Source organism: Marinarcus sediminis (SeqCode) (assembly GCF_048571275.1).
In the GTDB taxonomy this organism is placed as follows: domain Bacteria; phylum Campylobacterota; class Campylobacteria; order Campylobacterales; family Arcobacteraceae; genus Marinarcus; species Marinarcus sediminis.
The window spans coordinates 2,122,327-2,148,154 of sequence record NZ_CP182357.1 but is presented as its reverse complement, the minus strand read 5'-3'; the positions used below and the strand labels follow the sequence as shown (position 1 = coordinate 2,148,154).

Sequence of the window (25,828 nt, the reverse complement as noted above, 5' to 3'; positions counted from 1 at the left end):
ATTAAATTGTTTTACTAAACCTTCTTTTATTTTCAGGAACATTTTTTAAATATGCATCAAATGGCATACAAATATTTCGGATAAGCATTGTTCCTGTTTGATTGACCGTAATTTTATCATCTGTTAATAAAACCAATTGGGCATCAATAAATTCATTTAATTCTTTTAAGTCATCTTTAAAATAGTCCTTAAAAACAATGCCGAATTTTTTCTCAACTCTTGGAATATTTAATGAAAAGTTGCTCATCAGTTCCATAATAACAAACTGTCTGATTTGATCATCTTTGTTTAATGTATAGCCTTTAAAAACGGGGAGTTCACCTCTGTCAATGGCCTCTTCATAGAGTTTTAAATCTTTAAAATTTTGAGCATAATAATCAACACCATCCCCAATTGAAGTCACCCCAATCCCAATTAAATCTGCACCGCCTTTTGTGGTGTAGCCTTGGAAATTTCTGTGCAATTCACCTTTTTCAATGGCTTTAAAAAGTTCATCTTCGGGCTTAGCAAAATGATCCATACCCACCATTTTATAACCTTTTTGAGTAAAAAACTCAATGGTATCTTTTAGAATTTCAAGTTTTTCACTCGGTGGAGCAAAGGTGGTTTCATCGAACTTTCTCATGGTTTTCATTAACCAAGGGACATGCGCATAATTAAACACGGCTAATCTGTCTGGATTAAGTGTAATGATCTGTTCTATGGTTTCATGAAAACTCTGTTTTGTTTGATGAGGAAGTCCATAGATTAAATCAATATTAACCGAATTAATACCAGCATTACGAGCAATATCCATTACATTTTGAGTGGTTTGAAAAGGTTGAATTCTGTGAATGGTTTTTTGAACCTCTTCATTTAAATCTTGAACACCAAAACTCAGTCTGTTGCAACCGCCATCTTTTAAGACATCCATGTGCTCTTTTGTAAAATATCGCGGATCCACTTCGCATGATATTTCAGCATCGGGAGAAAAATGAGGGAAGGTCTCTTTAATTAACGTAATGACGGTTTTAAGTTGTTCTGGTTCCAAATATGTAGGTGTTCCCCCTCCAAAGTGCATTTGTGTAACCACTCTTGAGGTATCTACATGTTGTTTTAAAATGGCCAACTCTTTTTTTAAGTAGTTGATATATCGTACTTTTTTCTCATCTTTAGATGTGAAAATGACATTACAACCACAAAAATAGCACGCACTTCTACAAAAAGGGATGTGTACATAAAGGGAAAGGGCTCTGTTACTTGGCTGTGCTTTAAAGTGTTTGATTAACGTCTCTTTTGTAAAAGCTTCGTTAAAAATAGGTGCCGTAGGATAGGAGGTGTATCTTGGCCCTGGCTTAGAGTATTTTTCAAACTGCTTAAAATCAATCATTTCTTTTACCGTCTAACCAAACCATAATCCCTTTTTGTGCATGTAATCTGTTTTCTGCCTCTTCAAAGACTCTGCTTTGAGGACCTTCAAAAACGTCAACACTCACTTCATATCCTCTGTAAGCTGGTAAACAGTGCAAGAAGATAGCGTCTTTATGTGCCAATTTCATCATAGCATCATCTACAATATAACCAGTAAACTCTTTGACTCTTTGCTCTTTTTCATCTTCTTGTCCCATTGAAACCCATGTATCAGTAGTAACAACAGTGGCGCCTTTTACTGCAGCTTTTGGATCATTTCCAATGATGATTTTAGCACCAGATATTTTTGAGAATTCTAATGCTTTTGCAAGAATTTCTGCTTTGACTTCATACCCTTTTGGTGTCGCTATTCTTAACTCAAAGCCCAGTTTTGAAGCCAACATTAACCATGAGTGAGCCAAATTATTTCCATCGCCTACATAAGCTACAACCAAATCTTTCTCTTTTTTCTCTTCAAGAATAGTCAAATAATCTGCCATAAGTTGTACAGGGTGAAAATCATCGGTTAAACCATTTATAACGGGTACTTGTGAATAAGAGGCAAACTCTTCTAATTTTGAGTGTGCAAATGTTCTGATCATCACCATGTCGGTCATTCGTGAAATGACTCTACTGGTGTCACTCATTGGTTCACCACGCCCCAGTTGAATATCATTTGAAGATAAAAAAAGACCCACTCCACCCAGTTGGTAAATGCCTGTTTCAAAACTTACACGTGTTCGTGTACTGCTTTTCTCAAATATCATTCCCAAAACTTGTTTGGGCATATACTCTTTAAAAATTCTTTTTTTTGTTTCTGTTTTAATCTTCATTGAAATATCTAATATTTCTTCTAATTCTTCTTTTGTAAAGTCTGCTATTGTCAGAAAATGTCTCATTCGTACTTCCTCAAAATTAATAAAAGAGATTATTCTACTAAAAAAGGCTTTATTTGTAACTTAATGGCTCATAAAAATAAAAAATAGTTTTTTCGATGCCCAATGGTTTGATCTGTTTTTATATTATTTTTTAATCAATAAAAGAAAAAGAGGCAATAGGTATAAATAAAAGTTGTCTTATGCATGAAATTCTTATATTTATAAAACGACAAAATACAAGAACTCATAAAGAAGCATATAAGAAGTTAAAAAGAATTAATAGGTTTTTCTAGAAAAAGTGTTATTTTACCTTTTAGATAAAATATATCCTTGTCCTGAAATGTTGTCAATTAATGTTTTGGATGTTTTAGCACGGAGTCTTTTTATAAAAGTTCGTAAACGCTCATCTGGAACATCATTTTCATCACTCCACAGCATCTGTTTAATCTTTTCTGCATCGACAATTGCATTTTGATGAGACATAAGCAGATGAAAAAAATCACGTTCTCTTTTGCTTAATTTCATAATGACACCATTAAAATATAAAGAACGACTGCTCTTATCATACGAGTAAGTCGAATTAATTTTTATTGTATTAAGGCTTTTTATCTCTTGCGCAATATTATTAAGATAGAGCAAAACTTCATCGGTATCAAACGGCTTTATAAAATATTTATTAATACCTATATCTATTGCTTTTAAGAGTTTATCTTTATGGCTATGAGCACTCAAAACAATAACATGAGTATCTTTTTTTATTTTTCGTATGGCTTTGGACATTTCAAGTCCATCTAAATTTGGCATCATAATATCTGTGATTATAACATCGGGTTTTAGTTTTTTAAATTTTTTTATTCCATCATTGCCATCTTCTGCAATTGCAAAATCAGCAAAATACTCCCCAATGGCATCTTTTAAAAACTTTGAAAGTTTCACCTCATCTTCAACAAGCAAAACTTTTAATTTTTTTAAATTTTTTAAGGTTTCCATCTTTTTCTCCAATTAAAATTATACCTACCTATCAACGATTTAACTCTACAAAGGTACCGCGATTTTAAATCGTACACCCTCTTTGATATTTGCAACTTCAATGCTGCCATTCAGGCTTTTTTCTATAATGAGCTTTGACATAAACAGTCCTAAACCTGTCCCCGTACTTGAATGTTTCGTAGTATAGTAAGGTTCAAAAATTTTTTCAATTTTCTCAGAATCTATTCCTCCAGCATTATCACTGATTTCAATTATGGCAATATGTTTGGCCTTGATATATGTTTTTATCATAATCTTTTTATGTTTTATTGCTCTGGCGTTAAATGCTTCTTGTGCATTTTTAATAAGATTGATCATCACTTGTGATAACTCATTTGAAATACCAACAACATAGATGTTTCCGTAATCAGTTTGTACTGAAATTTTGTCTCTTATAATCATTTTTTTTAAAATTTCGAGCGCTTCATTAATGGCATTTTTAAGTAAAAATTTTTCTGTCTTTTTATTGGGGTCAAAAAAGTTTGTAAAATCATCTATAATTTTAGACATATTTTTTATAATATATTTTCCCTCTTTATAATACTCCAGTACCTTTTGACTATTTTCAGACTCGCTGGAAGCTTTATTGATATTAAAAAGTGTTAAATTCAGTTCAGTGAGTGGTTGTCTCCATTGATGAGCAATATTGGCCAACATTTGACCCAAAGATGCCATGCGAGATTGCCAGAAAAGAAGTTTTTGTTTCTCTTCATTCTTTTTAATCTCAATTTGCACTCGCTGCTCTAAGGTTTGATTGAGTTCTTGAAGCTGGTGTATTTGTTCTTCTACTCGTTGTTCAAGTGTCTCATTAAGCATTTTGAGTTCTTTATCTTTAAGTTCAAAATTCTGTTTAAGTTCCACCTCTTGTGTAACATCGTATCGAATAGCAATAAACTCTTCTATTGCATCTTTTTCATTTAAGATGGGAATAATAGTGGTGTTTAAATAGACCGTTTTACCATCTTTAGTAAGATTTTTTAATGTTCCTTTGTAGGTACGTTTCTCTTTTTTGATAGTTTCCCAAAGCTTTTCAAAATCATAAGCAGGCACATCTGGATGCCTTATAATGTTATGATTTTTACCCATAAGCTCATCTTTAGTATAACCAAATAATCGACAGAACTCTTCATTAACAAAGATGATTATGCCTTCAATATTTGTTTTGGAAACAATATTAGAATTTTCAATTGCCTCTTTATATCTGATGGGCATATATAACCTTTGTTAATCTCTATTTTTTATTTAAAATTTCACATGCCTCTTTTGCATGATACGTTATAATAATATCTGCTCCCGCTCTTTTAAAGCTCATTAACGTCTCCATTACAACTCTTTCATAATCAATAAGACCAGCTAAACCTGCGTGTTTAAGCATTGCATATTCACCACTTACGTTATAAACTGCCAAAGGCAATCGGCTCTCATTTCTTATATCTCTGATGATATCTAAATATGAGAGTGCTGGTTTGACCATTAAAATATCTGCTCCTTGTTTTTCATCTTCAAGTGACTCTTCAATGGCCTCAAGTCTGTTAGCAGGATCCATTTGATAACTTCGTCGGTCACCAAAACTTGGAGTTGACTCAGCAACATCTCTGAAAGGACCATAATAAGCACTGGCAAATTTTGTTGAATAGGCCATAATCGGTAGGTCTTTAAAACCATTCTCATCTAAAGCGGTTCTGAGTGTTTGGATAATTCCATCCATCATACCACTTGGTGCAATCATATCGGCTCCTGCACGAGCATGCACAAGCGCTTGTTGAGCAGAAATTTCCAATGTTTTATCATTATCTACTGTTCCAGTTTTGGGGTCTAAAATTCCACAGTGTCCATGATCAGTGTATTCACAAAAACATAAATCGGTTACAATAAACATATTAGGAAACTCTATTTTTATGGCTTTAATGGTTCGAGAAATAATACTTTCATCACACAAACATTCACTTCCAATTGAATCTTTGACATCAGGAATAGCAAACAAAATAATAGAATTTAAGCCTATTTCTTGAAGATATGCACACTCTTTAAGTATCTCATCCATACTCATTTGAAAAACACCAGGCATTGAGTTTACCTCAGTTTTAATGCCCATTCCCTCTTTGACAAAAAGCGGATATATAAAATCATTTGTTGTTAATTGAGTTTCTCGTACAAGTCCTCTTAAAGTCTCATTAATTCTTAATCTTCTAAATCTTTTAAACATTCTATTTACCTTTGTTGGATATAATCGCATCTATTTTAACAATATAAGGTTTAAATACATATGAAAATAATACAATCAAATATAGCGAATCTGCCTACAAAGTATGGAAAATTTAAAATAAAAGCTTATAAAGACGGAAATCAAGAACATTTAGCAATTATGAGTGAAGATTTTGAAAATATTGAAATCCCGTTTGTGCGAATACACTCAGAGTGCCTAACCGGTGACACCTTAGGCAGTTTGAAGTGCGATTGTCAAAACCAATTGGATTTGGCATTAAAGTTTATTGCGGCACAAGGGGGTTTGGTCATTTATCACAGACAAGAGGGGCGCAACATTGGATTACTCAATAAAGTCAATGCGTATGCCCTACAAGATCAAGGAAGAGATACCATCCAAGCAAATTTAGAGCTGGGCTTTGGTGAAGATGACAGAGATTATACTATTGTAGGACATATCTTTAAAGATTTAAATATCAAAAAATTAAAACTCATTACCAATAATCCCAAAAAGATTGCTTATGTAGACTCTTTGGGAGTTGAGATTGTTGAGAGAATTCCTGCTATTACCAAATCGAATAAATACAATGAAAACTATTTACAAACAAAAAAAACGCATATGGGGCATATGCTTTAAAATGGATGCGCGTGAACACAAATAAATTTGAAGCACTGAATCTGAACTTTGATGCGCTTTTTTACGAAAGATGTGAAAAATATATTGCACTTTTACAGCAATGGGGAAGGGTGCATAACTTCACAGCAGAGTTGCAAACATACCAAATAGAAGATAATATGGTTGACTCGTTGTATCCATTAAAATTTTTAGAAACATTTAACTCTTTTGCAGATATTGGCACAGGAGCAGGTTATCCTGGTATGATTTTAGCACTTGCAAGACCCGATACAAAAGCAGTTCTTATTGAACCCAGAAACAAAAGAGTTGCTTTTTTAAACTTTGTTAAAAGTGCTTTAAAACTGGAGAATCTTCAGGTTATTGGGAAAAGAGTAGAAGAGGTTCAAAACGAAGAACCGTTTGATTTAATCACCTCGCGTGCAGTAACCAACACTTCATTGCTGCTTGAGCTAACTCAAAACATTGCCCATGAAAAAACCCATTATCTTTTTTATAAAGGCAGTTTGCTTAACGATGAACTTGAAAAAGCAAAAATACATGCGTATACAATAGTCAATGTAGATGAGAGAAACTATTTATACATTAAAAACAAAGGTGTTGTATGATTTTTAAAATAGCGGCGGTATTGATTATTCTTTTTTTAATTTATCTTCTTTTTTTCAAAAAAAGCCGAGAAATTCAAGTCAATCAAAACAGAAAAGTCAAACAAAAAGAGGAGGATATTATGTATGAATGTCCTACGTGTAAAACATTTGTCTCAAAAGATGAAGCCATCTTAAGCAGTGGCAAATATTACTGTTCAAAGGAGTGTTTACGATGATTATAATCGGTGATGAATTTGTACCTTATGAAAAGATTGAAAAAATTGCTTCAATCAATGATATTAAAAACAGCACAGCCAATTCAACGCTGCTTTTTAATTACAGTATAGAGTCAATGCATTATTGTTCACAAAATTCGTTAGCCTATGCCCTCAAAGTTCAAAGCCTCAAAGAGGCCATTTATGCCAATGCGCTTCATGCGAAATATATCATTTGTGAGTCCATCGTATCGTCTGAGATTCAAAAATGTGCAGAGAACTATATGTTCGATGCAAAAATCATTCAAATCATTGAATCCAATGATGAATTTGAAAGTGTAGCTTCAAAACAAATTGATGGTGTAATTTACAAAAATATATTATAACTTTTACCTAAAAAGATCAAAAAAAGCCTTTATGAACAAAAATTCATATTTCATTCATAAAGGTGTCATATAACTTTGTCATAATCCTTTTAAATACATTAAAAAGGATTGTGGTGTTAAATCAAGCAATAAAATCACTTAAAGCCAATAAATTAAAAACTCTGCTCATCTATTTAAGTCTTACCTTCTCTATTATTGCCATATTTTTAATTACTGCCATCTCTTCTGGAATCATCTCTATGTACTCCAATATGCTTAAAAGCGATGGAGATATCATCATTACTCAAGCCAAAATTTCCGATACTTTTTTCAGCAATGTGGAGCTTTCTTTGATGCAAAAAATTCAACAACTTCCCAGTATAAAAGAGGTCAGTGCTTTAATTGTGGGGGCTTCTCCAGTTGAGAATATTCCCATTGTTGCTGTGTATGGGGTGAGCTCAAATCGATTTAAAAACTACACGTTAACTCAAGGGAAATACCCCAAAAACGATGAAATCTTAATCGGAGAGGGTATTTTTAACCAACTGAACAATAAAACAGATATTACCTTAGCCAACAAAAAGTTTAAAATCAGTGGCGTTTTTCAAAGTGAGATTGGTTTTGAAAATGGAGGCGTGGTATTAACACTTCATGATGCCGGTGCAATTTTTAACAAAGAGGCTTCCATGTTACTTGCCAATGTTCATTTGGATGCCAATATCAAAGATACCATTCAACAAATTTCAGCCTTGAGTTTAAAAATAGAAGCCAAATCGACAACAAGTTTTATTGAAAACTACAATCAATTTAAAATTTTACAAAACTCTTCTAATATTATCTCTGTTGTGGCTTTTATGATGGGTTTATTGGGCATCACAAGTTTGATGAGCATTACTGTCAATCAAAGAAAAAATGAGTTTGGCATTATGAGAGCATTAGGTATTTCCATGAAAAGAATCATTCTTTCTATTATGTTTGAAGGTTTTGTAGTGGCATTTTTATCGTTTTTAAGTGCCTTTTTTATCTCTCATGCCATTTTATTCATCATCAAAAATTCAGAACAACTTCAAGGGTATGTCAATGGAGAAATTACGCCAACACTGGCACTTATAGTATTTATAGCCTCTGTTACCATGACACTTTTAGGTTCCATTTTACCTGCAATCAGTGCGGCTAAAACCGATCCTATTACTTTGATAATAAAGGAGCAATAAGTGATACACGCCAAAAATATTTCTCACTGTTATGGAAAAGAAAAGGTACTAAAACAGATTAATCTTGATATTCATAAAAATGAATTTGTCTCTTTTATTGGGGAGAGTGGAAGCGGGAAATCTACACTTTTATGTGCCTTATCAACACTTTTAACACCATCAACAGGTGATGTTTTTTTTGAAAATTTAAACTATAAAGATATCCCAAACATTGACACTTTTCGAGTCAATAACATTGGCTTTGTGTTTCAATTTCACTATTTGATTAACTATTTAAATGTTTTAGAAAATATCACGTTGGCCAAAAAAGATTTTGATAAAAATTACCTAAATGAACTGTTGAGTTATTTGGGAATTGAGCATTTAAAAAAGAGATATCCAAGTGAGTTATCCGGTGGTCAAAAACAACGAGTTGCCATTGCACGAGGCTTAATTAATAAACCAAAAGTGCTTTTTGCCGATGAACCCACAGGGAATTTGGATTCAAAAAACTCTTTAAATGTCTTTACTCTTTTCAAAGAACTTAAAAAAGATACCACTATCGTTGTTGCCACGCACGATGTAAAACTGGCACAAAATTCAGATAAAATTTATGAGGTTACCGATGGAACAATTTCAAGCATTTGCTAAAAAACAGTTTAATATCTCTTTGATATTTTTTGCTTTAGGTATGATAGCGGGTATCATTTATTCTATAAACCTATTGGGTTATGCAATCAATTCAAATATGCTTATGCCTTCAAACATTCGCTCAATTCATATCTCTTTGATGCTGTATGGTTTTATTCCATTGATGCTGTCGTATCTTCCTTTTTTTATTATCAGTAAAGAGCAAGGTATCAGCAGTTCAGGATTACGTTATTTGCAAAACTACACATATATTTGGTACATCTTTTTAATCTACATGGTCATTGCACTTCTTTTTGGCAACACCAGAGGATTGGCATTTTATGACTTTCCTTATGAACTGAATTTTATTTTGGCTTTTGCGGGATTGTTTTATATTATTGCTTTATTTAAATTTGTCTCTTTATACAAAGTGTTTCCTTTGTGGATTAAAATCTCTTTATTTATTGTTATTATTGCGCCATTTTTACTTTTAATATTAATGAATCCAACTATTGGACAAGTTGAAGCAACCATCAGTGGACCTCATGGAGACAATACGCTTGGTATGAGTTTTGCCATTATTCCTTTGTATTATCTGGTGATTAAATACCTTAATCAAGATGAATTTAAAGCAAGATGGCATATTTTTTGGATCATACCTTTTATCTTTTATGCTCTCTCTGTTGTATACAAAAGTTTCATTGCGGAATTGACCTACAATCAAGAGTGGTTTTTGCAATATTTGACACTTTTTTATGTTCCTTTACTCTATCGATGGTATCAAGACTCAAAGATTAAAAAAGAGGCAAAACTGTTGCTTTTAATCTCTATTATGGCTTTTTTGTTTGTGGATATTGAAGGAAACATACTTTTTATCCCTGAATTCAGATGGGTCTTTCATCGAAATGATTTGGTAGTGGGTCATGCGCACATTGCCATGGGAGTATCCATACTGTTTTTAGTTTTGCCTCTGTATGCAAATTTTATCAAACCGCTTCAAAACAAACTCTTTGCCCGCACCTATTTAATAGGGATGTGTGCCATGGTACTAATGCTTAGCTTTAATGGTTTTGTAGAAACAGGTATGTTAAATCTCAATTCCGAATATTTGTGGACATTAAGAACTCTTTTTGGAGCAGTGATTTTATACTCTTTATCCCATTTTATCCATATAAAACTGGATTTGAGTAGACCGCTGAAACGTTATCACCTTTTTGGAATGCTAAGTGATGGGTTAACAGGAATATCTCTTTTTTTACTGGCGGATTTTTTATATCCCATATTAAATTTTAAATTTGGCTCAACCTATGAATATGTGGTGTTTGGTTTTGTTTTTACGACAGGATTGATTCATTATTTTGGATACAAATACACGCAATATGAGTATATTTTAGCTCTTATTACCATGCAAGTGAGAGTCTTAATCAGTGCCATATTTTTTGCATTGTATGCCTCTAAAACACTGGGGTATGAAGCTTTTGCCATTGCCTTTTATGATTTAACGTATGCCTTGATTTTTTTAATCTTATTTCAAAAAATGAAAGAGGAGTCAAAATGAAAAATATCGCTTTAATTCTTTTTATTGCCGCTGAGTTGTGTTACTATCTTTTGATTGCACAAACAGGGGTTGTGGAGTATTTTGCTTCTGATTTATTTAAAATTGGTTTTCTTCCCGTTGGTGGTGTAGTAGGGTGTATTTTATCTACGTATTTACCTTTACCGCATAAACTTAAAATAAACATTTTCTTATTTTTGCAATTGTTATTGACATTTTTTTACCCCGATTTTAATGCAGTAACACTTTTTTCTTTAGGATTGTGTGTAGGTGCTTTGGCTCCTTTAATTATTGATACACTTAAATATTCAAATAAATTACAGTTGGGTTTGTCCTTAGCCATTTCTTATACAATAGGAACTCTTTTATTTAATTATACTCCTGCAAACAGAGAGTATATTGGAATCTTTTTAAGTTTTATTGCATTCACAAGTTCTCTGTTTTTAAATAACCAAGAGAGTAAAAACAAAAAACATTTCATTAAAGAGTTCTCTTCGGGTGGATTGCTTATCATGATTTTATGGGTCTTTTTAGATTCAGCACTTTTTGAAACGCTCTCAAGAGATATTACTATTCCCATTTGGAGAGGTGGATTCTCGTTTGAAATTATCCTTTTTCATATCTTAGGAGTTATTGCAGCCATTGCATATAAAATTGAAAATAATCAAAAAGATTTACTCATTATAACCTTGTTTGCATTAAGCTATTTTTTCTATTTTTTACGAGAACCCATACTATTATCAATCGTTTATCCCTTTGTAATATCCTATTACAATGTTGTCATTTTACAAAACCTCATTAAAATAAAAAGTATTAAAAGAATAGGGGTTTATATGGTTTTTATTGGTTGGATAGCCTCAGGTGGTGGTTTAATTGTGGCACTGGAAGAGTTAACCATTTTTATTCCACTTATATTTTTAATTGTATTGCTTCGAGTCATAACAATACAAAATACAAAAAAGGAGTCGTATTATGTTTAAGAAAATATTGGTTTTAATTGCTGTGCCGTTTTGGGCATTTGCATTAAATTTAAGTTTACAAAATGGTGAGATAAAAGCTCACACAGAGATTTTTGGTGATTCAGCAATCAACCCTAGCAGTACCAAAATCAGTGCTGATTTAGTTATGGAAGATACTCCAGAAAGCATCAAAGGTGAAATATCTATTTTAGGTGCAGATTTAACAAGTGATAATGCGAAACGTGATGAACATATGTATGAAACATTGAATGTATCCACTCAACCCAAAATATCTTTTACCATAGAGAGCATTCGATTGGGCGAAGAGAAATATATCATTTCTGGGAAATTGAGTTTAAATGGTGTAACAAAAGAGGTTAAAGCCATGTCAAGCATTGATCAAAATGAGAGTAGTGTTGCGATGAAGGGAATGTTTTATATCAAAATGAGTGATTATGGTATTGAACCACCTACTTTATTGTTTTTAAAAGTAAGAGATCAAGTTGATTTAAATTTTGATTTAAATTTTACAAGATAATCAAATGAAAAAAATACTTTTACTCTTTCTTGTAGTATCACTCTCTTTATTAGCAAATCCCCTAAAAACAGGGGATAAACTTGAAAGTGTATTAAACTTTTCAGATCAATTTGACAACATTCATGAGCTTAATACTCTCAACAACAAAGTAATAGTTTCATTTGAAAAAGGTACAGGCAAACTTGTTAATGAGTTTTTATCTCAAAAAGATAAAAACTATTTAACAACACACAATGCAACTTTTATTGCAAATATCAGTGGTATGCCCTCAATTATTACCAAGCTTTTTGCTTTGCCTAAAATGAAAAAGTATAAACATACCATCTTACTCATTTACAACGAAGACAACACCATGTTCCCTTCTCATGAGGGGGAGATAACATTACTGAGCATCAAAAATTCAGTGGTTCAATCCATTGAATTTATCAAAAATGAGGAAGAGTTAAAGGCATTCATTGAAAAGTAGCATTTTTGAAACTTCAAATTTTAAGCCAAAAGCAAAAGAGATTGCTGTTGGCTTAAAAGGTGAGAACACCACCTTAAATGGTTTAAAAATTTTGCATATCAGTGATTTACACATTGACAAATCAACCCCATTTGAAAGCTTAAACAATTTGGTTGCCGTTATTAACCAAAGTGATGCCCAATTTGTTGTTATTACGGGGGATATTATTGATATAAAAACTTCAAATATAGAAGACAAACTCAATGTTTTGAAAAATATAAAAAAACAGAGTTTTTATATCAGTGGGAATCATGATCTTTTTTATGGACTAAACTCTTTAAAAAACAGACTCAACAGTTTTGGTTTTATTTGCTTAGATAATGACTTTGTTATACTTTCACACAACCATCAACGCTTTTGTCTGGCAGGATTGAGTGACCGCTTTTCTAAATTTTTTAATATCAAACGTAAAGAAAAAGTGTTAATAGACACAATCAATCAACTCGCTTTACCCACTGTTTTTTTGGCCCATCAACCCAAAGATATTGAATTTGCACTGCAATGCAAGGCGTCACTTTTTTTATGTGGTCATACGCACGGTGGGCAAATATTCCCTTTTCATCTTTTGGTCAAGCTGGTACAACCCTATTTAAGTGGATTACACTACAAAAACAGCACAGCTATTTATGTCAATAAAGGAGTTGGAACATGGGGAATTGGGTATCGTTTTTTTGCTTCAAGTGAAATTGCCTTGCTTAAATTAGTTACAAATGAAAAGAGTGTAGAATAACAATACTTTAAGATAAATGTGGGACAGATGAAAATATTACTGATTGAAGACGATGAAAAAATATCAAATTTCTTAAAAAAAGGGCTTGAAGAAGAACTCTACAGTGTTGATACCAGTTATCAAGGCGATGAAGGACTTTATTTGGCACAAGTGAATGTGTATGATTTGATTATTTTAGACATCATGCTGCCTAAATTAAATGGCTTAGAAGTGTGCAAACAGCTTCGTGCTTCACATGTTCACACACCCATTATTATGCTCAGTGCCAAAGAGAGTATTGATGACAAAATCACAGGCTTAAATGCAGGTGCAAATGATTACCTACCAAAACCTTTCTCTTTTGCTGAACTGCTTGCACGTATCCGTGTACAACTCAGAGAAAAAAATATTCAACAAAATGAACTTACCATAGATGATTTAAAACTCAATTTGCTCACTAAAAGTGTTCAAAGAGCAGGGCAGAATATTGCCTTAACTGCCAAAGAGCTTTCATTGCTTGAATTTCTCATGCGTAATGAGAATAAAGTTTTGTCAGAAACCATGATAAACTCCTCTTTGAGCAATCTTAATGAGTCAAATATGAGCAATGTGGTCAATGTTTTTATCTACAGATTGCGAAATAAAATTGATAAACCCTACAAAAAGAAGTTAATTAAAACCATCCGAGGTATAGGCTTTAAAATGAGCAGTGAAGATGAATAACAGAAGCATAAAAGGGAAGTTGCTTTTTTATTATTTGGTGGTGCAAACCATTATTTTGTTGATATTCAGTTACGCCTTATACTCTACACTTAAAAAAAGTGCCCAAGACAAAGTTGAATCCAATTTAAAAGTCATTCTGCTTGATGTCGTAGATGACATCGAAAAATACAGTTTGGCCAATGCTCCTTTGGATGAAGAGCATGAGTTTGAAATAAAACCTCTTTATTTGACCATTTACAAAATAGATACTCAAAAACAAAAAATAGAGATCATAAGAGAGGACAAAAGGCCTTATTTGATAGAAAGTGACTACAAAAAAGTTTCCTCTTATAAAATGAATAAAATGTATTTTGAATCTTCAGATAACTTTGTAATGGGAGAGATAAAGATTAAAGAGAACAAAAATATTTTAATCATTCAAGCTTTAAGCACGCATGAAACGCTCAATAAAACACTTGAAAATCTCACTTTAATTATTCTGTTTTTACTCCCTATTGTAATAATTCTTTCCATAGTAGGTGGAAACTTTATTGTCTATAAATCTTTTTTACCCATTGAAAATTTACTCAAAGATATTAAAAGAATCAAAGCAAAAGATTTGTCTCAAAGAATCAAAACTCAAGATAATAAAGATGAAATTTCGGAACTTTCAAAAGAAATCAATAATCTTTTAGAACGACTGGAACACTCTTTTGAAAAAGTATCTCAATTTTCAAGTGATGCTTCACACGAACTCAAAACCCCCTTAACCATTATTCGAGGAGAACTTGAAGTCGCATTAAGACGACAACGAACCACAAATGAGTATGAACAGACCATCCAAAGCTGCTTGGATGAAATATTAATCATACAAAAAACAATAGAAAATCTCTTTTTCTTAGCAAAACCCGATACGGACATAAAAAAGTTGCCCAAAGATACAATCAATACGAAAACACTTTGTGAATCTGTTGTACTAGAGATGGGGAAATTGGCCAAATCCAAAGAGGTGAATCTGCTTTTACACAGTAAAGATGAAACCACTATTCAAGGGTATGAATCGCTGCTGAAAATTGCACTTAAAAACTTACTTGAAAACGCCATTTATTACAGTCCATCGCATTCAAGTGTGCACATAAACATCGAAAAACAAGCCTCTCATACGCTCATAAAAATTCAAGATTTTGGTGTGGGGATAGAAAAGAATCAACAAGAAAAAATCTTTGAAAAATTTTACAGAATTGACCAAAGCAGGAATAAAAACAGTGGAGGTACTGGTCTTGGTATGGCAATTGTCAAAAGAATCATCGATTTGCACCAAGCCCAAATCGTTTTACACAGTAAAAAAAACGTGGGAACAACCTTTGAACTCTTCTTCCCTTAATCCAAAATTCAATAAGCTTATTAGTATAAAATAAGCCTATCTAGGCTAAAATACCCACCTTAAATTAAAATAACTTATTGGAATAAAATGAAAGAGATATTGGACATAATAATTTTGCTCTTTTTTGTATGGATGATTGCCATGTTTATTATTGGCTTTAATCGACAACAAATAGAGAAACATAAAAATAAGTTAGCTGAAAATGAAAAAATGAAAAACGAGGAAAAAAAAGATGACGAAACCACTGCTTATTGAAATTGGTGTTGAAGAGTTACCTGCAATTCCATTTTTAAAAGAGTTGCCAAATATTGAAAAAAAATGGACAGATATTTTAGAAAAATATAAATTGGTCAGTGAGTTTGATTTTTTTTATACACCAAGAAGATTGGTGTTATGGCACAGGGAGTTCCAAGTCAAACAAGAGGACTCTGTTGTTGAACAATTGGGTGCTCCTATTGCTATTGCATATAAAAATGGTGAACCCACAGGAGCCGCTTTGAGTTTTGCTAAAAAATGTGGAGTCTCAATTGAAGAAATTTCTTCAATAAATAAAGGCAAAGGGGAAGTGCTTTATTTTAAACAAGAGTTAAAAGGTACGTTTTCTAAAGTGCTTTTAAATCAAATGATCAATGAATTCATGCAATCACTCAATTTTGGAAAATCGATGAGATGGGGAAGCAGAAGCGACTCATTTATTCGACCAATTCGCTCTTTGTCTGTTATGTTAGGAGAAGAGCTTGTTGAGGCTGAACTCTTTGGAATTGCTTCAAATAACTTCTCTTTCCCTCATAGAATGGTCTCATATGAACCATTTACTTTTGAGTATTCAGGAGATTATTTCTGTAAATTGGATAAACAAGGGGTTATTTTATACCCACAAGAGCGAAAAAAAATCATTTTAGAGCAAATGGCAAAAATTGAAAAAGACAATGGGCTTAAAATTGAGATTGATGAAGAACTTTTAGAAGAGGTTGTTGCCATTACTGAGTACCCAAGCGCACTTTTAGGAAAGTTTGACGAAGAGTTTTTAACTTTACCAGAAGAGGTTATTGTTACTTCAATGAAAGAGCATCAACGATATTTTGCTGTTTATAAAAAGGGAAAATTAACCAATCATTTTATTGTGGTTTCAAACTCAAAAACAGACGACTTTTCTCATATTATTGCGGGAAATGAAAAGGTATTGCGACCAAGATTGGCCGATGCAATGTTTTTTTACAAAAATGACTTGAGCAAAGGATTGCAAAACGAAGCCTTAAAAACACTTGTTTTTGTTGAAGGTTTGGGTTCTATGTACGATAAATGTGAAAGAGAAGCTTTAATTGCAAACCATCTTGGTCAACTTTTTGGTATTAAAGAGCTTGAACTTCTTAAAAGAACCGTCATGCTTTCAAAAGCAGACTTACTCTCTGAAATGGTGTATGAATTTACAGAACTTCAAGGATTGATGGGATACTACTATGCCAAAGCAGCCAATGAAGACAAACTTCTATACACGGCATTAAAAGAGCAATACCTTCCAGATGGGGAAGACTCTGAGTTGCCATCAAATATCTTTTCAAGCATTGTAGCACTTTCATATAAAATTGATAATTTAATGGGATTGTTCAGTGTAGGGAAAATTCCAACGGGTTCTAAAGATCCATTTGGACTGAGAAGAGCAGCTGCAGGTATTGTAAAAATTGCCATTGAGCACAAACTTTCACTTGACATCAGCAAAGTCATCTCAGAGTTGAGTGTGAATTATCCTAACTTAAATCCATCACAAATCATTGAATTTTTCAATGAAAGACTCTTTAAAATATTTGATGTTAATCCATCGGTTTTAAAAGCAGTTTTAGGAAGCGGTGAGGGCGATATTTATAACATCAGCCAAAAACTGTGTGCGTTAAATCCAATTGTCTTAAGCGATGACTTTAAAGAGTACAGTGCAAGTTTTAAACGGGTTGCAAACATTGTGACAGATATTGATACCAACTCAATCTTAGAGATCAATCAAGAGCTTTTTGAAGAGGATGCAGAAGAGAATCTTTATAACAACTATCTTAACGTCGTTTCAAAAGAGTATTTAACCTATGATGAAGAGCTTGAAGCTCTGTTTGGACTCAAACCACTGTTGGATGAATTTTTTGATAAAGTTTTTGTCAATCATGAAAATCTCAATATCAAAACCAACAGAAAAAATTTAATTGGATTGGTTTATCAAGCATTTAAGAAAATTGCAGATATAAAAGAGATTACCATATAATTTTGAGAGTAAAGCGTTAAAGCTTTACTCCTTTTTCTTCCTAAAAAAGCTAAAATATACTACAATATCATATGAAAGTTTTTTTTAAAAGAGTTTTTTACTCACTGATTGTATCCCTTACCATTGTAACTCTTATCTCCAATCTTTTATATAAACAATTAGAAGAGATCAGTTCGTTAAATCATGAAAATAACTATTTAGCCGATGCTGGAATTATATGCATGCAACTTTATATTGTTAATCCGACCAGTATCAACAAAAATACCTGCATCATGATTCAACACGCTATCCATAAAAACAATCAAGAACTCAATAATTTTGCACTGGCTTCCATTTATTTAAATTACATCAACAAGAATTAATTTTGCACTATCAAAAAACAATTACAGACAGAAAGTTCATTTTATGTCACCGTTGCGGTATGCGAAATGAAAATATTCCCATAGAAGAGAGTACCAAAGTTTTGTGTGGAAGATGCCATTCAACGTTGTATGAAAAATACAATGAAAACAATCTGTACAAATCTTTATGTTTTGCTCTTGCTGCTTTGATTTTATTTATACCCGCACAACTTTATCCTGTCCTTACTTTTGAACTTGTAGGGGCACAATACACCACCACTATTTTTGAAAGTGCCCTTGTTTTATACAACTTAGAGTACTACTTATTGGCACTTGTTATCGTATTAAGTGCCATTGTTTTCCCTTTGATTAATTCAGTATTAATTCTGCTTATTTATCTGCAGAATAGCTATGGTCTTTATTTTTTTCAAAAAAGAAGTTTGTATAAATTTTTTCTTTTTATTAAAACAGTCAGTTTAGTAGAAGTCTATCTTTTGGCTTTTGTTGTGGCATATATCAAACTTGCAGATATTTCAGATGTCTATTTTAATACCTCTTTTTATTTTTTTATTGCCTATATTGTATGTTATTATTTTTCCAATAAAACGCTGCATTTCACCAAGATATATAAGTTCGAGAAAAAAATACCCGAATCTTACAACATTTCATTGGCACTTGTTTTTACGGGATTGATTCTTTATATTCCAGCGAATATTTTAACCATGATGAACATCTCAAAATTTGGAGACATTACTCCAGATACCATTCTTTCTGGTGTCATATCACTGATTGATTCAGATATGTATTTGGTTGCCATTGTTGTTTTTGTGGCAAGCATTATTATTCCTTTGTTTAAGCTGCTTGGCATGCTTTTTTTACTGCTATCAATAAGATTTAACTTTTATCGTAATAAAATAATGAAATTAAGACTTTATCGATTTATTGAAAGCATCGGGAAGTGGTCTATTTTAGATATTTACATGATGGGAATACTTTGCGCAGTAGTAAAGTCTGAAAGTGTTGCGTATATTGAACCAGGACTCGCCAGCGTATATTTTACCACTGTTGTCTTAACCACCATGCTGGCAACAGCAACTTTTGATACTAAATTAATTTGGAATAACAATGAATAACGAAACAATCAAAGCCATAAAAAATAAAAGAAAAAGCCAATTGCCTTTTATTATTCCTCTTATTGCACTTTTAGCAACATCTTGGCTTATTTACAAAAATATCACTCAATCAGGCGTGGAGATTATTGTTAATTTTACACAAGGCATTGATTTAAAAGAGGGGAAAACACTGGTTAAATACAAAGGATTTGATCTGGGAAAAGTGACTAAAATTGCCATAGGAAAAGATTTAACCAGTGTCAATGCTCATATTAAAATCAAAAAAGATGTGGCAGATTTGATTGCAAAAGAGGGCACCGAGTTTTGGATTGTTCAGCCTAAAATCAGTGTGAGTGAAATTTCAAACTTAACAACGGTATTTAATGGAGTCTACATTGAAGCTCGACCACCCAGTATCAGCCGAGAGAAACTGGCTTTACTTAAAACACAATATGTTTTTAAAGGCTTCAGTGAAAAACCACAAAAGTTTTTTGAGGAAGAGGGCTTAAATATAACACTCATCTCAGATTCACTCTTCGATATTAATGTGGGAACACCCATTTTATATAAAAAGATTCAAACAGGGAAAGTTACGGGAACGCAGTTATTAGAAAATGGGGTAAAAATTTATCTCAACATCGACAATAAATACAAACATTTAATCAACAGTTCAACCAAATTTTATAAACTTGATGCTTTAAAACTCAATGCAAACTTTCAAAAAGGCATAGATGTCAGTATTGACTCATTGACTTCACTCATCAGTGGTGGCATTGGATTTAATACGACAGATATGAGTTTAAACACATCAAAAAATTCAGATCAATTCAGACTCTACAAAGATATTTTACAAAGCAATGACAAGCTGGAGTATTTTACGCTGAATATAGATGATGCCACAGATATTTCAACCAATACTACCATTAATTATAAGGGTATTGTCATTGGACAAATTGAAAACATCTCTTTTAATAAAAATGTCATTCAAGCCAAAGCCTATATCTATAACAAATATAAAGATTTTTTAACCAAAAAGAGTAAATTTTTCAAGGTATCTGCTTCTATAGATGATTTTGAAATCAAAAATTCAAAAACCATTGTAACAGGCAGTTTTATCTCCGTTGAACCTAAAAAAGGGGATAAATCTGACAGCTTCCAACTCTATAATTCATATAAAAAAGCTTTTGAAAAAGAGTTGATCCAACTTTCATTGAAAAGCAACAAGTTTTACAATTTAGAAATAGGCAGTAAAATATATTTTAAAAATATTGCCATTGGTGAAATACTGAGTTACAGCTTTCCTGAAAAATTTGATGAAGTCGATATTCATATTGGCATCGACAAAAAATACAAACATTTATTAAATGACAAAACACTTTTTTATGTGATGACCACCCCTTTGATTGAATCACAAGGATTAAACTATAAGTTCAATTTTGAAGGCTTTAAACCTTTTATCTTTGGTGGAATCGCGCTTATATACACCCCTTCAAATAAAGCCTTAGAGAAGAATAAATCCTATTATGTTCATGAGAGTTATTTTGATGTATTAACCGCACAAAACAGATTAAAAGAGGGGTATCGTGTCAATGTACAATTGGATAAAAATATTCTTCCAACTGTCGGAATGCCTATTGTTTTTAATAAAACAACCATAGGCTTTGTTCAAGAATATACCCTCTCAACCTCTACGCCTTATGCAACGCTTTTTATTGAGAATCAATACAAGAATTTGCTTACCCATCGAAGTAAATTTTACTTCAAAGATGCCATTAATATTGATTTTAATCTCAATGGACTCAAACTGGACATCGGCTCACTTGAAACCCTTATTAATGGTTCAGTGGTCTTAAATAATGACTTTGATGAAGAAGATAAAAGCATTAAAAAACCCTATGAATATAAACTCTATAAAGGTTTTAATGCTTTACCTTTTGACAAATACAGTATCACGGTCAATTTTAAAAACATTGATGGTTTAAAACACAATGATGTTGATATTCTTTATAAAGGCATCAAAGTGGGTAAAATTACTGATATTGCCTTAAAAGAAGATTTAAATACACTTGAAGCAAAAGGGTATCTTTTTGGTCAATACAAATCGTTAGCCTTAAGTGATACCATTTTTTATGTGGTTAAACCCAATATCTCTTTAGAGGGAGTAGAAGGGTTGGACACCATTGTTTCCGGTTCATATATTCAAATGGCAACAAAAGGGCAAGGAGCTGTCTCAGACCACTTTGTGGGCTATGCTGAAAAACCAGAAATAAGTCAAATGCAAAAGGGATTGAAACTGACACTTATTTCAGACTCAACATACTCTATCACTGAAGGTTCCTATGTTTATTATAAAAAAATCAAAGTGGGTGATGTTGAATCTTTAGATTTAAGCAATGATTCTCAACATATTTTAATCTCAATCTTTATTTATGACAAATATAAAAATCTGGTGCAAGAGAAGAGTAAATTTTATAATATCAGTGGAATCAATGTGGATGTTTCACTCTTTGGAGCAACCATCCAAGCCGACTCATTAAGCACTGTTATTAAAGGAGGGATTGCATTTAATACCCCTGAAGAGCCCAGTAAAAAGGTTCAAAACAATGCAACCTTTCCTTTATATAAAGAGCCCAAGAGCCGTTGGTTAGAGTATAATCCGATGATTGATTTAAAGTGACTTATTTTTTTGAAGCATACCGTTTAAATTCACTGATTAACTCTATCTCTCTGTTGTAAAGATATTTATTAAAAAGATCCTCTTTGATTTTTGGTATTTCAAACTCTACACTTACAATAAAGATGTCATTTATAGGATGTATTTTTAATATTTTCCCTTGAAAATTTATGATGCAGAGTTTATCAATATAGTAGGCCAAATCAGACTCTGGAATAGCAAAAGCAATCTTCAAATCAAGCACGACACCCTCTTTAAAAAAATCAGGTAAATGTTTGATTTCGAAAGTTAAGTTACTTAATGAAATATCTTTTAATGCAATATTTAATTTTGAACCACCTTTTCTGTATGCCATAAGTTTCATGTCATCAGAGGGTTCAAGACGGGCATTTTTTCGTCTTTTAGGAGTGTAGTCCAAATATTTAAAGTGGCTCAAAACCACTTGACCATTCTCGGTATCTAAATCAACCAATGAAGCCTCTATATCATTAGGCAAAAGTGTTGACTCTAAAATAGTGGATTTGTTAAACTCAATGGCCTTAATTTGCATAAAGCGCGTTTGAATCTCTATACAATCATTGTACGTATCCACAATGGTTCCTTTATGAATAATAGGAATACCTTTATACGTACTGATAAGTTGAACGGTACTGTTGCTTTTTTTGAGCGCTTCGAGTGCCTCAAAAGGGCTCTCCTCTAAAAGTTCTTTGGACTCTTGAGTATGTTTAATTTGTGAAAGTTGAATGGCAGCAATTAACGCATTGTCCAAAAGTTTATACTCAAGGGGTTGAGGAACGAAATCGGTAATACCCAAATGGATAGATTCCAAAAGCGTTTCACTGTCTGTTTTGGAAGAGATCACAATTATTGGTGCAAATTGATCGATTTTTTTTATGTTAGTAATCATTTGTTGACCTGTCATTTTAGGCAATTCTAAATTGGTTAAAATAACAGAAGGAGTCTCTTTTTTATAAAGTTCTAAACCCGCCATACCATCACTTGCTTCATAAATATTTTTAAATAATTTTTTAAAATACTCCATCAACTCTTTTTGTGTGCTTGGATCATTTTCAACAACCAATATGGACAAATTACTTGCGAGCTTTTTGAGCTCATTTGTGTTTTTCATTTATTCTCCGAATCTATATCTATAATAATTATAACAAATATTCACATAAAAGCATGATATAAATTAAATCATAACTATAAATTGGTTACAATGCCTCAACAAAGAGAATAAAAGAGTAATGATTTAAAACAGAATCGAAAATCTTGAAAATATAATGGAATCACGTAATTACATGCACGAAAAAGCAAAAAGAATAAAATATATAAGAGTTTTAGAAAAATTCTTTAAAAGAAATATCTCATTACTGAAATTGGATAATTTTGATTTTGAACTTTATAAACAAAGAACACTTAAAAACTTTGAAGAACTCAAAAAAACAGAAGCCGTTGATCTTCATTCAAACTATTTAGTGGCGTTAAAAAACTATATCGACAGCGTTTTAAGCAGTTTAAATAATCACTCAAACAACTTTGAAAACGAACGAGAAATGCTCCTAAAAGATGCCAACCTTTTACAAAAAGAGAAAAATAAAGGTGTCTATAAAAAAGAGAAACATAAAAGCAAAAAATTTGATGACGAGTATTAATGGAAGAAGAAAACAGAGTATTTAAGCTATCGGGTGTCTTAAAAAAAGTTTTATTCTCCAATAATGAAACAAAATATTGCATTGCTGTCTTAGAAAACAATCAAAAAATTTGCGGACAATATTTCGATACGGACATTGAAAAAATAGTTGGAGAAGAGATTGTTTTAAGTGGCAATTGGATTACACACAAAAAATATGGTGTTCAATTCGCATTTGAATCACTGCAATTAAAAGAGGCTGAACTCTTTTTCTTTTTAACTAAAATTGTAAAAGGTATCAGCAAAAACTCCGCGCATGAACTCTTAGAAAAATATTCTGAAGATGAACTCGTAGAAATCTTAAACAAAAATCCCAATGAACTGCTTACGTTTAAAGGCATCAAAGAGAAAAAGTTAAAAACCATTGTGGATTCATGGCAAAAATTCAAACATCTCCGCGAATTAGGATCATTTTTATCAAAATTTGGAGTAACAAGCAATTTAATCACCAAAATTTATGCCACTTTTGGTGAAGTCGATGATTTGATTGGCAAAATAAAAGAGAACCCATATATCTTGATACAAATCAAAGGTATTGGTTTTAAACGTGCCGATGAAATTGCCCTAGCTTTGGGCATAAACAGTAAGAGTGATTTTAGAATAACTGCTTGTATGAACTACACCTTAAGAGAGTATTGTGATAACAATGGCAACTCTTCTATTAATAAAGAGCATCTCTACAAACTTTTAGATGCTGCGTTGGGCTTTCAAGATGAAACCATACTCTATGAATCGTGCTTAAATCAAATGCTTGTCAAAGAAGAGATTTACCAAACCACACTGGACAGATACTCCCCCGCAATGCTCTATTTTGCTGAAAGCAGAATATTGGAATTCTTTCAAAACAGAGCCGAAGAGTTGCCCAATAAAAAAATCATTGCCAATTTTAAACACTATTTAAATGAGAAAGAGAAAACCTTAGGATTTAATCTCAGTCCCGAACAATCCGATGCTGTTGAAATCATTAATAATGGAAGCAATACCCTTTTTCTCATTGGTTATGCAGGAACAGGGAAGTCAACTTCAAGCCGTGCAATACTGGAACTTTTGCAAGAGATTGTTCTTTACGATGACATTATTACCATTGCGTTAAGCGGAATTGCTTCTCAACGAATTGCCGATACCACAGGCTATAAAAGTGCTACCATACAATCCTTATTAGTACAATATAAAGACAAAGAGTATTTCCCTCATAAGGTCATCTTGTTGGATGAAGCTTCGATGGTTAACAGTGTTACTTTTTATCAAATCATTTCAAAAATCCATCCACAAACCATTTTTATTATTGTAGGGGACGATGGACAACTTCCAGCTATTGGTGCGGGAAACATTCTTCATGATGCCATCAAATACTCGCTGGCTCCCATTTGTAAACTGACAAAAATATATCGACAAAATGAGCATCAAGCCATAGCCGTCATTGCCAATGATATACGACAAGGTGAAATTCCTCAATATAAAGAAGAGTATGACGATTTTCGTTTTCATGATATCTCAATATCAAACTACTATGCAGCTAAAAATGGTGCTTCTGCACAAGATTTTTCAAATTTACGCGTTGAAAACACTCAAAGAATATTGCACACCATTTTAGACATTTCAAGCTCTTATATTAAAGATTTATATGGCCTCATTAAAAACAAAGAAATCGCAAAAGCCTTGACTCTTTTTCAAATTATCACACCAATGAAAAATGGTATTTTAGGGGTTGAAAACCTCAATATGCAACTTCAAAAACTCTTTAACTCTTCAAGAGAGAAATCAAAACAGACCAAACTGTATGAATACAAACTCATGGATAAAGTCATCCACATTAAAAATGAAAACATGAAATCTCAAACCATGCAGATGTATAAAACGGGTTCTTTGGAATTTTTAGAAAAAAGAGTTTTTAATGGGCAATTGGGCATGATAATCAAACTCGATTTTGAGAATGACAAATGTGTGGTCTTGTACCCCAATGATGATATGGTTGTTTTTTATGATTTTGATATGCTCAACTCACTTTTAAGTTTAGCATATTGTCTGACCATTCATAAAACACAAGGGATGGAGTATGAAAATGCACTCATACCTATGACCTTTTCTCACTACATCATGCACAATACAAAACTGCTTTACACTGCCATTACCAGAGCAAAGAAAATGTGTCATATTGTAGGAGAAGATGATGCTTTTAAAAGTGCTTGCAAAAGAATCGAGACAACCAAGCGAGAATCGGTTATAAATGACCTTCTTAAAGCAAAATTTAACTAACTTGAAAGATTATTTTCAGTATTATAG

The 25,828-nt window shown here is 32.4% G+C and carries 26 protein-coding genes; 20 read left to right on the top strand and 6 right to left on the bottom strand.

Annotated features, from left to right (window positions below; translation table 11 throughout):
* Nucleotide 1: 1 nt before the first annotated feature.
* From hemN to hemB, 5 genes are all read right to left on the bottom strand, one after another.
* Nucleotides 2-1,369: an oxygen-independent coproporphyrinogen III oxidase gene (gene hemN / locus ACNI3C_RS10875; RefSeq protein WP_419769824.1), complete on the bottom strand. Its 1,368-nt coding sequence runs from the start codon at nucleotides 1,367-1,369 to the stop codon at nucleotides 2-4.
* The gene (argF, locus tag ACNI3C_RS10870) at nucleotides 1,362-2,288 is read right to left on the bottom strand and encodes an ornithine carbamoyltransferase (RefSeq protein ID WP_419769823.1); all 927 of its coding nucleotides are present in this window, start codon (nucleotides 2,286-2,288) and stop codon (nucleotides 1,362-1,364) included. Before argF ends, hemN begins: the two co-directional genes overlap by 8 nt.
* Nucleotides 2,289-2,573: 285 nt before the next feature.
* Complete coding sequence (locus tag ACNI3C_RS10865; RefSeq protein WP_419769822.1) at nucleotides 2,574-3,257, bottom strand: response regulator transcription factor; 684 nt, start codon at nucleotides 3,255-3,257, stop codon at nucleotides 2,574-2,576.
* A gap of 45 nt (nucleotides 3,258-3,302) precedes the next feature.
* Entirely contained in the window at nucleotides 3,303-4,508 is a 1,206-nt protein-coding gene (locus ACNI3C_RS10860; protein ID WP_419769821.1) for a PAS domain-containing sensor histidine kinase, read from the bottom strand.
* A gap of 19 nt (nucleotides 4,509-4,527) precedes the next feature.
* Nucleotides 4,528-5,502, bottom strand: coding sequence for a porphobilinogen synthase (gene hemB, locus ACNI3C_RS10855; RefSeq protein WP_419769820.1), 975 nt, complete (start codon nucleotides 5,500-5,502; stop codon nucleotides 4,528-4,530).
* A 60-nt stretch (nucleotides 5,503-5,562) separates the two neighbouring features.
* On the opposite strand from hemB, the gene ribA reads away from it, so the two are divergent.
* The 18 genes from ribA to ACNI3C_RS10765 all read left to right on the top strand — a co-directional run bounded on the left by ribA (nucleotide 5,563) and on the right by ACNI3C_RS10765 (nucleotide 21,855).
* On the top strand, nucleotides 5,563-6,138 hold the full coding sequence (ribA, locus tag ACNI3C_RS10850) for a GTP cyclohydrolase II (protein ID WP_419769819.1): 576 nt from the start codon (nucleotides 5,563-5,565) through the stop codon (nucleotides 6,136-6,138).
* A gap of 11 nt (nucleotides 6,139-6,149) precedes the next feature.
* Nucleotides 6,150-6,743 (top strand): 16S rRNA (guanine(527)-N(7))-methyltransferase RsmG, encoded by a 594-nt coding sequence (rsmG, locus tag ACNI3C_RS10845; RefSeq protein WP_419769818.1) that lies wholly within the window; start codon nucleotides 6,150-6,152, stop codon nucleotides 6,741-6,743.
* A complete protein-coding gene (locus ACNI3C_RS10840) occupies nucleotides 6,740-6,958 on the top strand; it encodes a PP0621 family protein (protein WP_419769817.1) in 219 nt (72 codons plus the stop codon). The genes rsmG and ACNI3C_RS10840 overlap by 4 nt, the downstream gene beginning before the upstream one ends.
* Entirely contained in the window at nucleotides 6,955-7,323 is a 369-nt protein-coding gene (locus tag ACNI3C_RS10835; protein WP_419769816.1) for a hypothetical protein, read from the top strand. The genes ACNI3C_RS10840 and ACNI3C_RS10835 overlap by 4 nt, the downstream gene beginning before the upstream one ends.
* Before the next feature lie 113 nt (nucleotides 7,324-7,436).
* Nucleotides 7,437-8,516, top strand: a complete 1,080-nt coding sequence (locus ACNI3C_RS10830) for an ABC transporter permease (RefSeq protein ID WP_419769815.1) — start codon at nucleotides 7,437-7,439, stop codon at nucleotides 8,514-8,516.
* Nucleotides 8,517-9,146 carry an ABC transporter ATP-binding protein gene (locus ACNI3C_RS10825; RefSeq protein WP_419769814.1) on the top strand — a complete coding sequence of 210 codons (630 nt, stop codon included), beginning with the start codon at nucleotides 8,517-8,519 and terminating at the stop codon, nucleotides 9,144-9,146.
* On the top strand, nucleotides 9,121-10,683 hold the full coding sequence (locus ACNI3C_RS10820; RefSeq protein WP_419769813.1) for a hypothetical protein: 1,563 nt from the start codon (nucleotides 9,121-9,123) through the stop codon (nucleotides 10,681-10,683). The genes ACNI3C_RS10825 and ACNI3C_RS10820 overlap by 26 nt, the downstream gene beginning before the upstream one ends.
* Nucleotides 10,680-11,660 carry a hypothetical protein gene (locus tag ACNI3C_RS10815; protein ID WP_419769812.1) on the top strand — a complete coding sequence of 327 codons (981 nt, stop codon included), beginning with the start codon at nucleotides 10,680-10,682 and terminating at the stop codon, nucleotides 11,658-11,660. Before ACNI3C_RS10820 ends, ACNI3C_RS10815 begins: the two co-directional genes overlap by 4 nt.
* Nucleotides 11,653-12,177 (top strand): YceI family protein, encoded by a 525-nt coding sequence (locus tag ACNI3C_RS10810; RefSeq protein WP_419769811.1) that lies wholly within the window; start codon nucleotides 11,653-11,655, stop codon nucleotides 12,175-12,177. The genes ACNI3C_RS10815 and ACNI3C_RS10810 overlap by 8 nt, the downstream gene beginning before the upstream one ends.
* A gap of 4 nt (nucleotides 12,178-12,181) precedes the next feature.
* On the top strand, nucleotides 12,182-12,643 hold the full coding sequence (locus tag ACNI3C_RS10805) for a hypothetical protein (protein ID WP_419769810.1): 462 nt from the start codon (nucleotides 12,182-12,184) through the stop codon (nucleotides 12,641-12,643).
* Nucleotides 12,633-13,412, top strand: coding sequence for a metallophosphoesterase (locus ACNI3C_RS10800; protein WP_419769809.1), 780 nt, complete (start codon nucleotides 12,633-12,635; stop codon nucleotides 13,410-13,412). The genes ACNI3C_RS10805 and ACNI3C_RS10800 overlap by 11 nt, the downstream gene beginning before the upstream one ends.
* A gap of 27 nt (nucleotides 13,413-13,439) precedes the next feature.
* Entirely contained in the window at nucleotides 13,440-14,114 is a 675-nt protein-coding gene (locus tag ACNI3C_RS10795; protein WP_419769808.1) for a response regulator transcription factor, read from the top strand.
* Complete coding sequence (locus ACNI3C_RS10790) at nucleotides 14,107-15,477, top strand: sensor histidine kinase (protein ID WP_419769807.1); 1,371 nt, start codon at nucleotides 14,107-14,109, stop codon at nucleotides 15,475-15,477. The genes ACNI3C_RS10795 and ACNI3C_RS10790 overlap by 8 nt, the downstream gene beginning before the upstream one ends.
* Before the next feature lie 87 nt (nucleotides 15,478-15,564).
* Entirely contained in the window at nucleotides 15,565-15,732 is a 168-nt protein-coding gene (locus ACNI3C_RS10785; RefSeq protein WP_419769806.1) for a hypothetical protein, read from the top strand.
* The gene (glyS, locus tag ACNI3C_RS10780; protein WP_419769805.1) at nucleotides 15,710-17,725 is read left to right on the top strand and encodes a glycine--tRNA ligase subunit beta; all 2,016 of its coding nucleotides are present in this window, start codon (nucleotides 15,710-15,712) and stop codon (nucleotides 17,723-17,725) included. The genes ACNI3C_RS10785 and glyS overlap by 23 nt, the downstream gene beginning before the upstream one ends.
* A 71-nt stretch (nucleotides 17,726-17,796) precedes the next feature.
* Nucleotides 17,797-18,087: a hypothetical protein gene (locus ACNI3C_RS10775; RefSeq protein WP_419769804.1), complete on the top strand. Its 291-nt coding sequence runs from the start codon at nucleotides 17,797-17,799 to the stop codon at nucleotides 18,085-18,087.
* 2 nt (nucleotides 18,088-18,089) lie between these two features.
* A complete protein-coding gene (locus ACNI3C_RS10770; protein ID WP_419769803.1) occupies nucleotides 18,090-19,199 on the top strand; it encodes a paraquat-inducible protein A in 1,110 nt (369 codons plus the stop codon).
* The gene (locus tag ACNI3C_RS10765) at nucleotides 19,192-21,855 is read left to right on the top strand and encodes an MlaD family protein (protein ID WP_419769802.1); all 2,664 of its coding nucleotides are present in this window, start codon (nucleotides 19,192-19,194) and stop codon (nucleotides 21,853-21,855) included. Before ACNI3C_RS10770 ends, ACNI3C_RS10765 begins: the two co-directional genes overlap by 8 nt.
* Nucleotide 21,856: 1 nt before the next feature.
* On the opposite strand, the gene ACNI3C_RS10760 is transcribed toward ACNI3C_RS10765, so the two are convergent.
* Complete coding sequence (locus ACNI3C_RS10760) at nucleotides 21,857-22,981, bottom strand: response regulator (protein WP_419769801.1); 1,125 nt, start codon at nucleotides 22,979-22,981, stop codon at nucleotides 21,857-21,859.
* A 172-nt stretch (nucleotides 22,982-23,153) separates the two neighbouring features.
* Here ACNI3C_RS10760 and ACNI3C_RS10755 point away from each other — a divergent pair, with 172 nt between their 5' ends.
* Nucleotides 23,154-23,507: a hypothetical protein gene (locus tag ACNI3C_RS10755; RefSeq protein WP_419769800.1), complete on the top strand. Its 354-nt coding sequence runs from the start codon at nucleotides 23,154-23,156 to the stop codon at nucleotides 23,505-23,507.
* Entirely contained in the window at nucleotides 23,507-25,801 is a 2,295-nt protein-coding gene (locus ACNI3C_RS10750) for an AAA family ATPase (protein WP_419769799.1), read from the top strand. The genes ACNI3C_RS10755 and ACNI3C_RS10750 overlap by 1 nt, the downstream gene beginning before the upstream one ends.
* The last annotated feature ends 27 nt before the right edge of the window (nucleotides 25,802-25,828 follow it).

What these genes read in the sequence shown, in the direction of transcription:
- hemB (WP_419769820.1), bottom strand. Translation starts at nt 5,502, where the DNA reads ATGTTTAAAAGATTTAGAAGATTAAGAATTAATGAGACTTTAAGAGGA.
- ACNI3C_RS10785 (WP_419769806.1), top strand. Translation starts at nt 15,565, where the DNA reads ATGAAAGAGATATTGGACATAATAATTTTGCTCTTTTTTGTATGGATG.
- ACNI3C_RS10765 (WP_419769802.1), top strand. Translation starts at nt 19,192, where the DNA reads ATGAATAACGAAACAATCAAAGCCATAAAAAATAAAAGAAAAAGCCAA.
- glyS (WP_419769805.1), top strand. Translation starts at nt 15,710, where the DNA reads ATGACGAAACCACTGCTTATTGAAATTGGTGTTGAAGAGTTACCTGCA.
- hemN (WP_419769824.1), bottom strand. Translation starts at nt 1,369, where the DNA reads ATGATTGATTTTAAGCAGTTTGAAAAATACTCTAAGCCAGGGCCAAGA.
- ACNI3C_RS10860 (WP_419769821.1), bottom strand. Translation starts at nt 4,508, where the DNA reads ATGCCCATCAGATATAAAGAGGCAATTGAAAATTCTAATATTGTTTCC.
- ACNI3C_RS10795 (WP_419769808.1), top strand. Translation starts at nt 13,440, where the DNA reads ATGAAAATATTACTGATTGAAGACGATGAAAAAATATCAAATTTCTTA.
- ACNI3C_RS10810 (WP_419769811.1), top strand. Translation starts at nt 11,653, where the DNA reads ATGTTTAAGAAAATATTGGTTTTAATTGCTGTGCCGTTTTGGGCATTT.
- ACNI3C_RS10865 (WP_419769822.1), bottom strand. Translation starts at nt 3,257, where the DNA reads ATGGAAACCTTAAAAAATTTAAAAAAATTAAAAGTTTTGCTTGTTGAA.
- ACNI3C_RS10760 (WP_419769801.1), bottom strand. Translation starts at nt 22,981, where the DNA reads ATGAAAAACACAAATGAGCTCAAAAAGCTCGCAAGTAATTTGTCCATA.
- ACNI3C_RS10820 (WP_419769813.1), top strand. Translation starts at nt 9,121, where the DNA reads ATGGAACAATTTCAAGCATTTGCTAAAAAACAGTTTAATATCTCTTTG.
- ACNI3C_RS10755 (WP_419769800.1), top strand. Translation starts at nt 23,154, where the DNA reads ATGCACGAAAAAGCAAAAAGAATAAAATATATAAGAGTTTTAGAAAAA.
- ACNI3C_RS10750 (WP_419769799.1), top strand. Translation starts at nt 23,507, where the DNA reads ATGGAAGAAGAAAACAGAGTATTTAAGCTATCGGGTGTCTTAAAAAAA.
- ACNI3C_RS10790 (WP_419769807.1), top strand. Translation starts at nt 14,107, where the DNA reads ATGAATAACAGAAGCATAAAAGGGAAGTTGCTTTTTTATTATTTGGTG.
- ACNI3C_RS10805 (WP_419769810.1), top strand. Translation starts at nt 12,182, where the DNA reads ATGAAAAAAATACTTTTACTCTTTCTTGTAGTATCACTCTCTTTATTA.
- ribA (WP_419769819.1), top strand. Translation starts at nt 5,563, where the DNA reads ATGAAAATAATACAATCAAATATAGCGAATCTGCCTACAAAGTATGGA.
- argF (WP_419769823.1), bottom strand. Translation starts at nt 2,288, where the DNA reads ATGAGACATTTTCTGACAATAGCAGACTTTACAAAAGAAGAATTAGAA.
- ACNI3C_RS10775 (WP_419769804.1), top strand. Translation starts at nt 17,797, where the DNA reads ATGAAAGTTTTTTTTAAAAGAGTTTTTTACTCACTGATTGTATCCCTT.
- ACNI3C_RS10815 (WP_419769812.1), top strand. Translation starts at nt 10,680, where the DNA reads ATGAAAAATATCGCTTTAATTCTTTTTATTGCCGCTGAGTTGTGTTAC.
- ACNI3C_RS10840 (WP_419769817.1), top strand. Translation starts at nt 6,740, where the DNA reads ATGATTTTTAAAATAGCGGCGGTATTGATTATTCTTTTTTTAATTTAT.
- ACNI3C_RS10835 (WP_419769816.1), top strand. Translation starts at nt 6,955, where the DNA reads ATGATTATAATCGGTGATGAATTTGTACCTTATGAAAAGATTGAAAAA.